We start from the raw sequence: 14,597 nt of genomic DNA, 5'->3' as shown, positions 1-14,597 counted from the left end.
TAGAAAAGACTGCTCTCTGTTTTATTACAAAGATAGAGAGCATGAATTCTGGTTCGCACAGGGTTTATTTTGCAAAAAAAATACCCTTGATAAAAATCAAGGGTATTTTCTATTTGTTTATTAAAAAAACCGATTAGATCAGGAAATCGTCTAAAGATTTACCTTGTTCTTCGATCGCTTTTTTGATTACAGCCGGTGTGCGGCCCTGGCCGGTCCAGGTTTTAACTTCGCCGTTTTCATCGGTATATTGATATTTGGCGGGACGAGCGGCACGTTTGCTTTTGCCAGTTGATTTGACTGAACCTAAAGACTGTAATAGTTCATTCGGATCAATACCGTCGGCAATCAACATATCGCGATACTGTTGTAATTTGCGTGCGCGTTCTTCAACTTCTGCTTGAACCTGGCTTTCTTCTTCGCGGCGTTCATTTACCACGACTTCCAGTTTTTCCAGCATTTCTTCCAGAGTATCCAGACTACATTCCCTGGCCTGGGCACGCAGAGTACGGATGTTGTTTAGAATCTTTAGTGCTTCGCTCATTGTGATAATCTCAAATTCATATTATTGGTGGCGTGTGGGGAGATAATAGAGTGCTATTTTCTTTTCTGCAATAGTGAAATTTGTAAGTTTGTTAAAAAATACCAATTTTAAAACAGATATCACATGTCATGTTACATGAATATAAATACGGACACCTCAAATGGAAATACATTTAACCTGTCGTTTTTCCAGCATTGCCGGCCTGAAGATATTGTGACGCAGTCCAATGTTATAAGGAATGATTATATCCATATTGCGTATCAATAGATGAAACTTGGCGATTTTGTGCAAGTAATAGCCCATTGCATGGTCTGATGGGGAGTTGTTACAATAATGCACACTGTATAGCATGATATAGCCCGTCCTTGGGAGCATCTGAGCATGGCTCAACTTTATTTTTATTATTCAGCAATGAATGCGGGGAAATCTACCTCGTTATTGCAGTCATCATATAACTATCAAGAACGTGGCATGAGAACGGTGATTTTCACCGCAGAAATAGATAACCGCTACGGCGTTGGGGTAGTAAGTTCACGGATTGGCCTTTCTGCGCCGGCGTTATTGTTTAATCAGCAGACATCCTTATTTAGTCTGCTGGCTAAAGAACACCGCCGCCAGCCTATTGACTGCGTCTTAATTGATGAATGTCAGTTCTTAACCCGCGAACAGGTCAGCGAGCTTTCGGATGTCGTCGACCAACTGGATATTCCGGTATTGTGCTACGGATTACGCACGGATTTTCGCGGCGAATTGTTTTCCGGCAGTCACTATTTATTAGCCTGGGCGGATAAGCTGGTCGAGCTTAAAACCGTGTGCCATTGCGGTCGGAAAGCCAACTGCGTATTACGGTTGGACGCGGAAGGAAATCCTTTGCAAGAAGGGGCGCAAGTGGTTATCGGCGGTAATGAAAACTATGTTTCCGTTTGCAGAAAACATTATAAAACGGCATTGGGTTTAGTCAGAACGGAAGCGGAATAAAAAACGTCGCGGCGTTTAAATGTATTTGTGAACCAGGCGGAGCGCTGTCTTCGCCTTTTGCCATATTCCCGTCGCGGCGTGTTAAATAGGTTAGTCGGTCGTGTAATTTAATGCGATAGGACTTATCCATTTTTAATGAAATTACCCGCTATAACAGATATTAAAGCATTTAAAGTCAATATTGGACTTATGCTCGTCATGCTTCTGTCCGCATGGGCGTCGACCGTGCACAGGCGCCTTGCTGCAAGCCGAATTTATGTTCTTATACAACGGTTGTCATTGAACCGAAGGCGTTGCCGATACCGCGTCCAGCCTTTGCGATAAGCCTCGACGGCGTGAAACAGTTTGCCTGTACCGCGGCAGGTGGGCGCGGCATCAAAACAAGAAAGCGTTATCGCGTTTATCGGCGTCAGGAGAGCCTACAGAGGGTTGCCCAGCCAGATACTCATTCAAGGTGGGAAATCGCCGTGCCTGCGCGTTTAGACGCGCTGAAGCTGGCTTATCGGATTTCACGCTTTGCTTTTCCCCCGGCGAGCGAGGCGTCATGGCTTGAATCCGGGGAAAAAAATGCCCCGCCGGTTGGGCGGGGCAGGCAGCTTTTCTGCGAAACCGCCTCCGGGGAGGCGGTTATTGTACAGAGTGTCAGCTAGTCACTTTTTTGGGCTGCTTGGCCGCTTTTACCGCGGGCGCGGCAACTTCGGCCTCTTCCTTGGTTGCGTGTTCAGAGTACTTACGTCCGTAGTAAGTATCCAGCAGGATTTGTTTCAGCTCTGAAATCAGCGGATAACGCGGGTTGGCGCCGGTACACTGGTCATCGAACGCATCTTCAGACAGTTTGTCCACTTTCGCCAGGAAGTCCGCTTCCTGTACGCCGGCTTCGCGGATCGATTTCGGAATACCCAGCTCTGTTTTGATTTCTTCCAGCCAGTTCAGCAATTTCTCAATTTTCTGAGCGGTGCGATCGCCCGGCGCGGTCAGTCCCAGATGGTCGGCGACTTCGGCATAGCGACGACGAGCCTGAGGACGATCGTACTGGCTGAATGTGGTCTGCTTGGTCGGGTTATCGTTAGCGTTATAACGGATAACGTTGGAAATCAGCAGGGCATTGGCCAGACCGTGCGGGATGTGGAACTCCGAGCCCAGTTTATGCGCCATGGAGTGACAAACACCCAGGAAGGCGTTGGCAAACGCGATACCGGCGATCGTCGCGGCGTTGTGAACGCGTTCACGGGCCACCGGGTTTTTCGCCCCTTCATGATAGCTGGCCGGCAGGTTTTCTTTCAGCAGCTTCACGGCCTGAAGAGCCTGACCATCGGAGTATTCATTCGCCAGTACGGAAACGTAGGCTTCCAGTGCGTGAGTCACCGCGTCCAAACCACCGAATGCGCACAGTGATTTAGGCATATTCATGACCAGATTCGCATCGACAATCGCCATATCCGGCGTCAACGCATAGTCGGCCAACGGGTATTTCTGACCGGTCGCATCATCGGTCACCACGGCAAACGGCGTAACTTCAGAACCGGTACCGGATGTCGTCGTGACGGCGATCATCTTCGCTTTTACACCCATTTTCGGGAACTTGTAGATACGTTTACGGATATCCATAAAGCGTAACGCCAGTTCTTCGAAGTGGGTTTCCGGGTGTTCGTACATCACCCACATGATTTTGGCTGCGTCCATCGGGGAGCCGCCGCCCAGTGCGATGATGACATCCGGTTTAAACGAATTCATCTGTTCCGCGCCCTTGCGAACGATGCTCAGCGTTGGATCCGCTTCGACTTCGAAGAAGATTTCGGTTTCCAGACCTTGCCGTTTCAGTACGTCGGTGATCTGATCGACATAACCGTTATTGAACAGGAAGCGGTCGGTAACGATAAAGGCACGTTTTGCGCCGTCGGAAGCAACCTCTTCAAGCGCGACGGGTAATGAGCCGCGACGGAAATAAATAGATTTTGGAAGTTTATGCCACAACATATTTTCTGCTCGCTTAGCTACCGTTTTCTTGTTGATCAGGTGCTTAGGACCGACGTTTTCCGAGATGGAGTTACCCCCCCAGGAACCGCAGCCCAGCGTCAGCGAAGGGGCGAGTTTGAAGTTATACAGGTCGCCGATACCGCCTTGCGAAGCCGGCGTATTAATCAGAATACGTGAGGTTTTCATCATGTCGCCGAAGTGGGCGACGCGTTCCGGCTGGTTATCCTGATCGGTATACAGGCAAGAAGTGTGGCCGATACCGCCCATCGCAACCAGTTTTTCCGCTTTGATGACGGCGTCTTCAAAGTCGGCCGCGCGATACATCGCCAGCGTCGGCGATAGTTTTTCATGCGCGAAAGGTTCGGATTCGTCGATATCCGTCACTTCGCCAATCAGCACTTTGGTTTTCTCGGGAACGCTGATGCCGGCCAGCTCAGCGATTTTCGCCGCCGGTTGGCCCACGATCGCGGCGTTCAACGCGCCGTTTTTCAACAAAATGCCCTGAACCGCCTGAAGCTCTTTGCCTTTTAGCATATAAGCGCCGTGCGAGGCAAAACGTTCGCGGACGGCGTTATAAACGCTGTCGACGACAACGACGGATTGTTCGGATGCGCAAATGACGCCGTTATCAAAGGTTTTCGACATCAGGATCGAGGCCACGGCGCGTTTAATGTCGGCCGTTTCGTCAATAACGACCGGCGTGTTGCCGGCGCCTACGCCGATGGCCGGTTTGCCGGAGCTGTAAGCGGCTTTTACCATGCCTGGGCCGCCGGTAGCCAAAATCAGGTTGATATCCGGGTGATGCATTAACTGGTTGGACAGTTCAACGGAGGGTTGATCAATCCAGCCGATGATGTCTTTCGGCGCGCCGGCGGCAATCGCGGCTTGCAACACGATGTCTGCGGCTTTATTGGTCGCATTTTTCGCCCGCGGGTGGGGAGAAAAGATAATGCCGTTACGCGTTTTCAGGCTGATCAATGCCTTGAAAATCGCCGTGGAGGTCGGGTTGGTGGTTGGTACGATACCGCAAATCAAGCCGATAGGCTCTGCGATAGTAATGGTGCCGAAGGTGTCGTCGGTGGAGAGAACGCCGCAGGTCTTTTCGTCCTGATAGGCGTTGTAAATGTATTCGGAGGCAAAGTGGTTTTTAATCACCTTATCTTCCACAATACCCATTCCGGATTCAGCGACGGCCATCTTGGCCAGCGGGATCCGCGCATCTGAAGCTGCTAACGCGGCAGCCCGGAAGATTCTGTCGACTTGCTCTTGAGTAAAGCTGGCAAATTCACTCTGCGCCTTTTTTACTCTTTCGACCAGTGCGTTAAGTTCAGCAAGATTGGTTACGGCCATAATGCTCTCCTGATAATGTTAAACTCTTTCAGTCAATGGTCTGCCAAGTAACAAAGTATAGATAAACGCGCGAATATTGCGTTTGTCCGGCGGCTAGCGCCGGCCAGCTTACTCGTTACTGCATTCATTGACTCAAAGAGCTCGCACACGGCCATCCTAACGGTTGTCGACGGCATCGCCTGAGATTTTCAGCAATGTCAAGGCAAAAGATATTGTGCCAACCGACCCGATCAGACGCGACTCATTTGTACTAACCGGGTGAGGAAGAGCATACGCGCTTACTGGACATTTTTTTGTGATCTTTATCTAGTTTTTTTCATGCTGACACCATTCAGCATTGCTGTTTATGAGAATTATTATCAATTGAGGGGTGTTATAGGCCATGCAGCCTTTTACCTGCTTAAGGAAAACGCAGACCGGTGATTTTTTATTCTATCTGGCAGTGGAATGAGAAATAAAATCCACCCTCCCGGCATGGATAAATAGGGCTGATTACACTACATTAGCGCCGGTAAGGCACTCATGTGAACAGTAACCCATTCGGGGTGGTATGTGGTCCAGTCATTGCTGAGCGTTTCAGATTATATCAAGTTCTTTATCGGCCTGTTTGCGCTGATCAATCCGATAGGCATTCTGCCGGTGTTCATCAGTATGACTAACTATCTGGCGGTGGAAGGGCGCAATAAAACCAACCTGACGGCCAACTTCTCCGTGGTGGTGATCCTATGGATATCGCTGTTCTTTGGCGACAGTATCTTGCGATTATTCGGCATCTCGATTGATTCCTTCCGCATTGCCGGCGGATTATTGGTTATGACGATCGCCATGTCGATGATCAACGGTAAGCTGGGGGAAGACAAACAAAACAAGCAGGAAAAGACGGAAACCGCCAACCGCGAAAGTATCGGCGTCGTGCCGCTGGCGCTGCCGTTGATGGCCGGCCCCGGTGCCATCAGTTCCACCATTGTCTGGAGTTCCCGCTATCATGAGTGGCAGAATCTGGCGGGGCTGTCCCTGACTATCGCGCTGTTTGCGTTTTGCTGCTGGTTGCTGTTTCGGGGCGCGCCGCTTTTAGTCAGAATTCTCGGCCAGACGGGGATTAACGTCATTACCCGTATTATGGGGCTATTGCTGATGTCATTGGGCATTGAGTTTATTGTGACCGGCGTTAAAGCGCTTTTCCCTGGTTTATTATGACGATTTGAAAGCGTTAAATTGAATTTGAAATTAAGGCCTATCGCTGGATTATGCCTTAACAACCGCTGCCGTCGTTAATCGCATTTACCCGTCTTTTTTATCGCATAAATATTTTTCGCATAAGCAATACTAATTTCTTCAGGTTGTTTTTTACCCGCGCCTTGTCTGCTAATTGTGACTGGGGTCTCTTTCTGGTCTCTTTTCTTATGTGCTAATTTGTTAAATTAATAACATTTATCGCGTATAACGTTATTGCTATCACGCTTGCCTGTTAGCGTGGTTTTGTGCCGGGGTGAGATAAGTGATGGTTTTTTGTGCTTAAAATGGATTGTTTTAACGTTTTTTTTCTTGTGGAGCGCGCAAAACATTTTAGACAATATTGCTGCTTGTGAATCGGCCGGCAGGATGAAAGGTGATTTTTAGTGATGTTTCTAACGTTTACAAAAAATCAGTCCAGCGTCATTTTAAATGTTTGGCGAATGAATTCTCTTTTTGCTAACGTCGATTCGGACAGTTTTTTGTCAATTACCTATAAGTAAATTTTATTAATTATCTCACTGTCCGAATCGGGGAAGCTGTCCGTGGTTGCCTCATGCTCAAGGCTACGGGTTATCTGTGAATGGCATGAATGGTAAAAACAATTTTCCGCTGACATTTTGTTGGTCATCGGAATGCGCATGTCGTAAAGGCATAATCAACAACACAGGAGAAAACAATGGCGCGCATGACAAAAAAAAGGCTGACCGCAGGCATCGTTGCGGCATTGAGTCTGGCGGCGGGCGTTCCCGCTTGGTCCGCGGTGGTGCCGGCAAACGTTGAACTGGCGGCAAAACAGGAACTGGTGCGGAATAACGGCGCTGAAGTCGCATCATTGGATCCGCATAAAATTGAAGGCATACCCGAGACCAATGTATCCCGCGATTTGCTCGAAGGGTTGGTGATTACGGATCCCAATGGCAAGGTTATCCCCGGGGTGGCGGAACGCTGGGACAACAAAGATTTTAAAGTCTGGACTTTCCATCTGCGAAAAGATGCCCGCTGGTCAAATGGTGACCCTGTCACGGCTCAGGATTTTGTCTATAGCTGGCGGCGCCTGGCCGATCCGCAAACCGCATCGCCCTATGCCAGCTATCTGCAATACGGTCATCTGCTGAATATTGATGACATCATCGCCGGAAAGAAGAGCCCGGATACGCTCGGCGTTAAAGCGCTGGACGACCATACGCTTGAGGTGACGCTGAGTGAAGCCGTTCCCTATTTTTACAAATTGCCGATCCACTCATCCTTATCGCCGGTAAACAAAACCGCCGTGGAGAAATTTGGCGAAAAATGGACGCAGCCGCAGAATTGGGTCGGCAATGGCGCCTATAAGCTGAAAGCGTGGGTGGTTAATGAAAAAATCGTGCTGGAGCGCAACCCGCAGTACTGGGATAACGCCCATACGGTGGTTAATCAGGTCACCTACCTGCCCATCGCTTCAGAAGTCACCGACGTCAACCGCTATCGCAGCGGTGAAATTGATATGACTTACAATTACCTGCCGATAGAACTGTTTCAGAAGTTAAAAAAAGAGATCCCGCAGGAAGTTAAGGTAAACCCGTATTTATGCTCCTATTATTACGAAATCAATAACCAGAAGGCGCCGTTTACCGATGTGCGGGTAAGAAATGCGCTGCGCCTGGGACTGAGTCAGGATATCTTAACCAATAAAGTTAAAAATCAGGGGGATATTCCGGCCTATGGCTTTGTACCGCCTTATGTCGAGGGGATAACGCTAACGCAGCCCGAATGGTTTGGCTGGACGCAGGAAAAACGTAACGCAGAGGCGAAAAAATTACTGGCGGAAGCCGGATATAGCGCGGATAAACCTTTAACGCTCAACCTGCTGTACAACACGTCTGACTTGCACAAAAAGATGGCGATCGCGGCGGCCTCAATCTGGAAACAGAATATCGGCGTGAATGTGAAGTTGGATAATCAGGAGTGGAAAACCTTCCTTGATAGCCGTCATCAGGGGTCTTTCGATCTCGCCCGGGCGGGCTGGTGCGCCGATTACAATGAGCCTTCATCGTTCCTCAATGTCATGACGTCGGACAGCAGCAATAATACCTCGCACTATAAAAGTGCTGCTTACGATGCGCTGATGAGTAAAACCTTGCAGGTCGGTTCCGATGAAGAGCGCACTGCGCTTTATCAGCAGGCAGAATCTCAGTTGGACAAAGACGCGACTATCGTGCCGGTTTATTACTATGCCAACACCCGGCTGGTAAAGCCTTATGTCGGTGGTTTGACGGGTAAAGATCCGATGGATCATATCTATGTGAAAGATCTTTATATCATCAAACACTAATAATATTGCGGGCCGCGCCGAGAGCGTCGCCCGCTCTTATTTGCAGGTTTTATAGGTACGGGCAATGTTAAAATTCATTTTTCGTCGCTGTCTGGAAGCGATTCCGACGCTGTTTATCCTAATCACCATTTCATTCTTTATGATGCGCCTTGCGCCAGGCAGCCCGTTTACCGGCGAACGCAACCTTCCGCCGGAAGTGATGGCTAATATTGAAGCCAAATACCATCTTAACGATCCGATATTAAAGCAATACGGCAACTATTTATGGCAACTGGCCCAGGGCGATTTCGGCCCTTCATTTAAATATAAAGATTATTCGGTCAACGATCTGGTGGCGGCTTCATTTCCGGTTTCCGCCAAATTGGGGGCGGCGGCGTTTCTGTTTGCGGTATTTTTCGGCGTCGGCGCCGGCGTGATTGCGGCATTGAATCAAAACAGCAAGTGGGATTATACGGTAATGGGCTTTGCGATGACCGGAGTGGTTATCCCCAGCTTTGTCGTGGCGCCGCTGCTGGTGTTGATCTTTGCCATTACGTTGCGCTGGTTGCCGGGCGGCGGCTGGAACGGCGGGGCGCCCAAATACATGATTCTGCCGATGGTCGCCTTGTCGCTCTCCTATATCGCCAGTATTGCGCGTATCACCCGTGGGTCGATGATTGAAGTGTTGCATTCCAACTTTATTCGTACCGCGCGCGCCAAAGGGTTGCCGCTGCGTCGCATTATTCTGCGTCATGCCTTAAAACCGGCTTTGTTGCCGGTGCTTTCTTATATGGGGCCGGCGTTTGTCGGCATCATTACCGGTTCAATGGTTATCGAAACCATTTTCGGCTTACCCGGCATTGGGCAGCTTTTCGTGAATGGGGCGCTGAATCGTGATTACTCGTTAGTGCTTAGCCTGACGATTTTGGTCGGCGGATTAACCATTCTGTTTAATGCGATAATTGACGTGTTATACGCCGTTATCGATCCGAAAATTCGCTACTAAACCGGGGGCGGTATGTTTTGGCATCGAAAAAATAGTGAGGCGCTGGATAATTTCAACCAAAGGATGGACGTCGAAGGCCGCAGCCTGTGGCAAGACGCCCGCCGGCGCTTTATCCATAACCGCGCCGCGCTTGCCAGCCTGTTTGTGCTGGCGCTGATTACATTATTTGTGATTGTCGGCCCCTGGCTGTCGCCTTTTAATTATGCCGATACGGACTGGAACATGATGTCGTCCGCGCCGGATATGACGTCCGGCCACTATTTCGGCACCGACTCATCAGGGCGCGACCTGCTGGTTCGCGTCGCCGTCGGCGGGCGGATTTCGCTGATGGTCGGCGTGGCGGCCGCGCTGGTCGCCGTGGTGGTCGGCACCTTGTACGGCGCGATATCCGGTTATCTCGGCGGCAAAGTCGACTCCGTCATGATGCGCTTGCTGGAAATCCTCAACTCTTTTCCATTCATGTTTTTCGTCATTCTGCTGGTGACGTTCTTCGGGCAGAACATGCTGTTGATCTTCGTTGCCATCGGTATGGTGTCCTGGCTGGATATGGCGCGGATTGTGCGCGGTCAGACGCTGAGTCTGAAACGTAAGGAGTTCATTGAAGCGGCGCTGGTGTCCGGGGTTTCGACGCGCGGCATCGTGTTGCGTCATATCGTACCCAATGTGTTGGGCGTGGTGGTGGTGTATGCCTCATTACTGGTGCCGAGTATGATTTTGTTTGAATCCTTTCTGAGCTTTCTCGGATTAGGCACGCAGGAGCCGTTAAGCAGTTGGGGCGCCTTGTTGAATGACGGCGCGAACTCGATGGAAGTCTCTTCCTGGCTGCTGCTTTATCCCGCGGCGTTTCTGGTGGTGACGCTGTTTTGTTTTAACTTTATCGGCGACGGCCTGCGTGATGCCCTCGACCCGAAAGATCGCTAAGGAGCGGCATGATGAACAGACATGATGCAACCGGGACACATGAACCGCTGCTCAGCGTGCGGGATTTGCGGGTAACGTTCCGTACCGAGGATGGCGAGGTGACGGCGGTCAACGATCTCAACTTTACCCTGAATGCCGGAGAGACGCTGGGGATTGTCGGCGAGTCCGGTTCAGGAAAATCTCAGACAGCGTTTGCGCTGATGGGATTGTTGGCCGGCAATGGGCATATCAGCGGTTCCGGACGTTTTCATGGCAGGGAGATCCTCAATTTGCCCGAGCGCCAGTTGAATAAGCTGCGCGCGGAAGAGATCGCCATGATATTTCAGGATCCGATGACCTCGCTGAACCCATATATGCGCGTCGGCGAACAGTTGATGGAAGTGCTGATGCTGCATAAGCAGCTCGGTAAACGCGCGGCTTTTGAAGAGTCGGTCCGCATGCTCGACGCGGTGAAAATGCCGGAAGCGAGAAAACGTATGACCATGTATCCTCATGAATTTTCCGGCGGCATGCGTCAACGCGTGATGATCGCCATGGCGTTGCTGTGCCGTCCTAAATTGCTGATTGCGGACGAGCCGACCACGGCGCTTGATGTAACAGTGCAGGCGCAGATCATGACGTTGTTGAATGAGCTAAAGCGTGAGTTTAATACCGCCATCATCATGATCACCCATGATTTGGGCGTGGTGGCCGGTATTTGCGACAAGGTGCTGGTGATGTACGCCGGGCGGACGATGGAATACGGTTCGGCGCGCGATGTGTTTTATCATCCCAGCCATCCTTATTCTGTCGGATTGCTCAATGCGGTTCCGCGTCTGGACGCCGAGGATGACGTCCTGGCGACTATTCCCGGCAATCCGCCCAATCTGCTGCGCTTGCCGAAGGGGTGTCCGTTCCAGCCGCGCTGTCCCTATGCGATGGAACGGTGCCATGAAGCTCCGCCTTTGACGCCCTTTGGCGACGATCGTCTGCGCGCCTGTTTCAGAACGATCGAGGAGGTGTTATGAGTCCCGTCCAGGAAAAAAACGCGTTGCTGGAAGTTGTCGATCTGAAAGTCCACTTTGCGGTAAGCGATGATAAGCAATGGTTCTGGCAGCCGCCCAAGATGCTAAAGGCGGTCGATGGCGTGACGCTTCGTCTGTATGAGGGCGAAACGCTGGGCGTGGTGGGCGAGTCCGGCTGCGGCAAATCCACGCTGGCGCGCGCCATTATCGGCCTGGTGAAAGCAACCGGCGGCAGTATTACCTGGCTGGGGCGCGATTTGCTGGGTATGAACGAGGCCGAGTGGCGTAAAGCGCGCGGCGATATCCAGATGATATTTCAGGATCCGCTGGCGTCGCTCAATCCACGCATGACTATCGGCGAAATCATAGCGGAACCGTTAAAAACCTATTACCCCAGGCTGTCGCGTCAGGAGGTGAAAGAAAAGGTCAAAGCGATGATGCTGAAGGTGGGGTTATTGCCCAACCTGATTAACCGCTATCCGCATGAGTTTTCGGGCGGCCAATGTCAGCGTATCGGCATCGCCAGGGCGTTGATACTGGAACCGAAGCTGATTATCTGCGACGAACCCGTGTCTGCGCTGGACGTTTCCATTCAGGCGCAGGTGGTGAATCTGCTGCGGCAATTGCAGCATGAAATGCGACTGTCGCTGATTTTTATCGCTCATGACTTGTCGGTGGTGAAACATATATCCGATCGGGTTCTGGTGATGTATCTGGGGCATGCGGTGGAGCTGGGCACCTATGATCAGGTTTATCGCAATCCTCAGCATCCCTATACGCGGGCGTTGATGTCGGCCGTACCGATCCCCGATCCGGATAAAGAGAGAAATAAGCGGATACAGCTACTGGAGGGCGAGCTGCCTTCGCCGATTAACCCGCCTGCGGGCTGCGTGTTTTGCACACGTTGTCCGATCGTCGGGCCTGAATGTGTGAAAACCAGACCGGTAATGGAAGGGAGCTTTACCCATGCCGTCTCCTGTCTGAAGGTCGATCCGCAAGCGCTGAGCTCGTCATCACGATCGCGCTAAAAAGGGCGAATCTCAGGGATGAGGTTCCTGTTCGCGCGGCTTATTCTTTCCACAGAATATGGCAAAGCTTGTGGTCTTTTTCCCGGCAAATCAGCACGCGGGCAAAAATATCGGTAATCTCGCCGCCATCCTGTTCAGCCAGCCCAATCACCACTTCGGCAAAGAAATCAGGATTGAGGTCAAAGTCGACATGCTCTGACCAATCTTCCGCCGGATCGAAGAGTTCCGCGCCGCCGCGTTCCTCGAACTGTAGGTTAAATAATAAGATATCCGCCGGATCAAGATTATCGGCAGCCAGCTCCAGAAAAATATCGTAAGCCTGTTCCAACGCTTCGTCTTCAGTCAGACGGTTATTCAAATCCATACAAAGTGTCCTGTTAATGCGTGTGGAACTATTAAAACACGGCGAAAGCCGTATTTATAGCAAGGGACTGAAAAAGTAGCACAGCCGTTCTATAATTCGTTGCCAATAAGGTCGGCTTTGCCACTGTTTGGCGCTGAGCAGAGTGGAGCGGGCAATATAATCTTCCTGCACGCAGGCGAGGTCGGTGCCGAAACCGGCATCGTCGATCACCACGGTAATTTCAAAATTCAGCCACAGACTGCGGATATCAAGATTAACCGTGCCGATCAGGCTCAGTTGACCGTCGACCAGCACGCTTTTGGTATGCAGCAGGCCATCGTTGAACTGATAGATTTTGACGCCGGCCGCCAGCAGTTCGGTATAGAACGCCCGACTGGCCCAGCCGACCAGTACGGAATCATTCTTATGCGGAACGATAAGGCTGACATCCACCCCGCGCTGTGCGGCCGTACAGATGGCGTGCAGCAGGTCGTCGCTTGGCACGAAATAGGGCGTGGTCATGATCAGCTGTTTACGCGCCGAGTAGACCGCGGTTAACAATGCCTGATGGATCAGATCTTCCGGATAACCGGGGCCGGACGCAATCACCTGAATGGTATGGTCGGTTTCCTCTTCAAACGGCATCGTATTGACGTCGGGCGGCGGCGGCAACAGCCGTATACCGGTTTCCATTTCCCAGTCGCAGCAATAAATAATCCCCAACGTTGTCGCCACCGGCCCTTCAATGCGGGCCATCAGATCGACCCATTGACCGACGCCCGCATCCTGTTTGAAAAAGCGGGGATCGACCATGTTCATACTGCCGGTATAGGCGATACGGTTATCGATCAGGATGACCTTCCGGTGCTGACGTAAATCCATGCGCCGCAGAAACGCCCGGAATAAATTCACTTTTAACGCTTCGGCCACTTCAATTCCGGCGGTGCGCATCAGTTGTGGATAGGTGTTGCGGAAAAACTTAACGCTGCCCGCGGAGTCCAGCAGTATCCGGCAATGCACGCCGCGCCGCGCGGCCGCAATCAGCGACGAGGTGACCTGATCGACAATGCCGCCGGCTTGCCAGATATAAAACACCATCTCGATATTATTATGAGCCAGTTCAATATCGCGGATCAGCGATTTAATGGTGTCGTCAAAGGTGGTCAGTAATTGCAACTGGTTGCCTTTTACGCCGCCGACGCCCTGACGGCGTTCGCATAATTGAAATAATGCGCTGGCGACCTCGCTGTTTTCTGTGGCGAATATTCGCCGGTACTCTTTGAGCTCGCGCAGCCATTTCGCCGTTGAGGGCCACATTTTACTGGCTCGTTCCGCCCGGCGTTTGCCAAGATGTAATTCACCGAAGGAGAGGTAAGCGACAATACCCACCAGCGGCAGAATATAGATAACCAACAACCAGGCCATTGCGGAGGGAACCGTTCGACGCTTCATCAAAATACGTAGCGTGATACTTGCAATCAACAACCAGTAACTGAAAACAAGTAACCAACTCATTACTGTATAAAATGTTGTCATAAAGGCGTCGCAAATCCCTTCTGTAAGTCATTAATTAAAGTGTACGCATACTTTGATGAAAGGTGAAACGCCTTTAGTCTTAATAAAATAGCCTGATATCTCTTTCCTGGCGGAAAGGGAATGTCAAACATCGCTTGGATCGAAATACGAAGGGACTATAATGACGCGGCAAATCGTCGATAGAAGAGTTATGCCATGAAACGCAGCCGGAATGAAGTTAGCCGCTGGCGAATGTTGCGTCAGGTTCAGCGTCGCAGAAGCCGCTGGCTGGAAGCGCAGTCGCGTACTTACCGTCATATTCACTACGCCCGCTATTTGCAGCAAAAGCATAAACGGCGCGCGTTGTTGTATGCGGTCGCCTATGAGTGGTAGTTAGCCGAAAAAATT

General features: G+C 51.0%; 12 protein-coding genes. 8 read left to right on the top strand and 4 right to left on the bottom strand.

Annotated features, from left to right (window positions below):
* Positions 1-133: 133 nt before the first annotated feature.
* Positions 134-541: a histone-like nucleoid-structuring protein H-NS gene (gene hns / locus ABRZ26_RS01735; protein WP_319602528.1), complete on the bottom strand. Its 408-nt coding sequence runs from the start codon at positions 539-541 to the stop codon at positions 134-136.
* Between the two features lie 381 nt (positions 542-922).
* Here hns and ABRZ26_RS01730 point away from each other — a divergent pair, with 381 nt between their 5' ends.
* Complete coding sequence (locus ABRZ26_RS01730) at positions 923-1,519, top strand: thymidine kinase (RefSeq protein ID WP_319602527.1); 597 nt, start codon at positions 923-925, stop codon at positions 1,517-1,519.
* A gap of 642 nt (positions 1,520-2,161) precedes the next feature.
* Here ABRZ26_RS01730 and adhE read toward each other — a convergent pair.
* Entirely contained in the window at positions 2,162-4,846 is a 2,685-nt protein-coding gene (adhE, locus tag ABRZ26_RS01725) for a bifunctional acetaldehyde-CoA/alcohol dehydrogenase (protein WP_319602526.1), read from the bottom strand.
* A gap of 552 nt (positions 4,847-5,398) precedes the next feature.
* Here adhE and ABRZ26_RS01720 point away from each other — a divergent pair.
* From ABRZ26_RS01720 to oppF, 6 genes are all read left to right on the top strand, one after another.
* Positions 5,399-6,043: a YchE family NAAT transporter gene (locus ABRZ26_RS01720; protein WP_319602525.1), complete on the top strand. Its 645-nt coding sequence runs from the start codon at positions 5,399-5,401 to the stop codon at positions 6,041-6,043.
* 715 nt (positions 6,044-6,758) lie between these two features.
* Positions 6,759-8,393, top strand: coding sequence for an oligopeptide ABC transporter substrate-binding protein OppA (gene oppA, locus ABRZ26_RS01715; RefSeq protein WP_319602524.1), 1,635 nt, complete (start codon positions 6,759-6,761; stop codon positions 8,391-8,393).
* Between the two features lie 64 nt (positions 8,394-8,457).
* A complete protein-coding gene (gene oppB, locus ABRZ26_RS01710; protein WP_319602523.1) occupies positions 8,458-9,378 on the top strand; it encodes an oligopeptide ABC transporter permease OppB in 921 nt (306 codons plus the stop codon).
* 12 nt (positions 9,379-9,390) lie between these two features.
* Positions 9,391-10,299 carry an oligopeptide ABC transporter permease OppC gene (oppC, locus tag ABRZ26_RS01705; RefSeq protein WP_319602522.1) on the top strand — a complete coding sequence of 303 codons (909 nt, stop codon included), beginning with the start codon at positions 9,391-9,393 and terminating at the stop codon, positions 10,297-10,299.
* 11 nt (positions 10,300-10,310) lie between these two features.
* Positions 10,311-11,306: an ABC transporter ATP-binding protein gene (locus tag ABRZ26_RS01700; protein ID WP_319602923.1), complete on the top strand. Its 996-nt coding sequence runs from the start codon at positions 10,311-10,313 to the stop codon at positions 11,304-11,306.
* Positions 11,303-12,331 (top strand): murein tripeptide/oligopeptide ABC transporter ATP binding protein OppF, encoded by a 1,029-nt coding sequence (gene oppF / locus ABRZ26_RS01695; RefSeq protein ID WP_319602521.1) that lies wholly within the window; start codon positions 11,303-11,305, stop codon positions 12,329-12,331. The genes ABRZ26_RS01700 and oppF overlap by 4 nt, the downstream gene beginning before the upstream one ends.
* A gap of 40 nt (positions 12,332-12,371) precedes the next feature.
* Here the strand turns inward: oppF and ABRZ26_RS01690 are convergent, their stop codons facing one another.
* Complete coding sequence (locus ABRZ26_RS01690) at positions 12,372-12,695, bottom strand: HI1450 family dsDNA-mimic protein (RefSeq protein ID WP_048638944.1); 324 nt, start codon at positions 12,693-12,695, stop codon at positions 12,372-12,374.
* A gap of 54 nt (positions 12,696-12,749) precedes the next feature.
* On the bottom strand, positions 12,750-14,210 hold the full coding sequence (cls, locus tag ABRZ26_RS01685) for a cardiolipin synthase (RefSeq protein ID WP_319602520.1): 1,461 nt from the start codon (positions 14,208-14,210) through the stop codon (positions 12,750-12,752).
* A gap of 195 nt (positions 14,211-14,405) precedes the next feature.
* Here cls and ABRZ26_RS01680 point away from each other — a divergent pair, with 195 nt between their 5' ends.
* Entirely contained in the window at positions 14,406-14,582 is a 177-nt protein-coding gene (locus ABRZ26_RS01680; RefSeq protein ID WP_319602519.1) for a YciY family protein, read from the top strand.
* Positions 14,583-14,597 lie beyond the last annotated feature (15 nt).

This window comes from Brenneria sp. L4-2C, assembly GCF_040240335.1.
Lineage (GTDB): Bacteria > Pseudomonadota > Gammaproteobacteria > Enterobacterales > Enterobacteriaceae > Brenneria.
This window is presented reverse-complemented; position numbering and strand designations above follow the sequence as displayed.

What these genes read in the sequence shown, in the direction of transcription:
- hns (WP_319602528.1), bottom strand. Translation starts at nt 541, where the DNA reads ATGAGCGAAGCACTAAAGATTCTAAACAACATCCGTACTCTGCGTGCC.
- ABRZ26_RS01730 (WP_319602527.1), top strand. Translation starts at nt 923, where the DNA reads ATGGCTCAACTTTATTTTTATTATTCAGCAATGAATGCGGGGAAATCT.
- adhE (WP_319602526.1), bottom strand. Translation starts at nt 4,846, where the DNA reads ATGGCCGTAACCAATCTTGCTGAACTTAACGCACTGGTCGAAAGAGTA.
- oppA (WP_319602524.1), top strand. Translation starts at nt 6,759, where the DNA reads ATGGCGCGCATGACAAAAAAAAGGCTGACCGCAGGCATCGTTGCGGCA.
- oppB (WP_319602523.1), top strand. Translation starts at nt 8,458, where the DNA reads ATGTTAAAATTCATTTTTCGTCGCTGTCTGGAAGCGATTCCGACGCTG.
- oppC (WP_319602522.1), top strand. Translation starts at nt 9,391, where the DNA reads ATGTTTTGGCATCGAAAAAATAGTGAGGCGCTGGATAATTTCAACCAA.
- ABRZ26_RS01700 (WP_319602923.1), top strand. Translation starts at nt 10,311, where the DNA reads ATGAACAGACATGATGCAACCGGGACACATGAACCGCTGCTCAGCGTG.
- oppF (WP_319602521.1), top strand. Translation starts at nt 11,303, where the DNA reads ATGAGTCCCGTCCAGGAAAAAAACGCGTTGCTGGAAGTTGTCGATCTG.
- ABRZ26_RS01690 (WP_048638944.1), bottom strand. Translation starts at nt 12,695, where the DNA reads ATGGATTTGAATAACCGTCTGACTGAAGACGAAGCGTTGGAACAGGCT.
- cls (WP_319602520.1), bottom strand. Translation starts at nt 14,210, where the DNA reads ATGACAACATTTTATACAGTAATGAGTTGGTTACTTGTTTTCAGTTAC.
- ABRZ26_RS01680 (WP_319602519.1), top strand. Translation starts at nt 14,406, where the DNA reads ATGAAACGCAGCCGGAATGAAGTTAGCCGCTGGCGAATGTTGCGTCAG.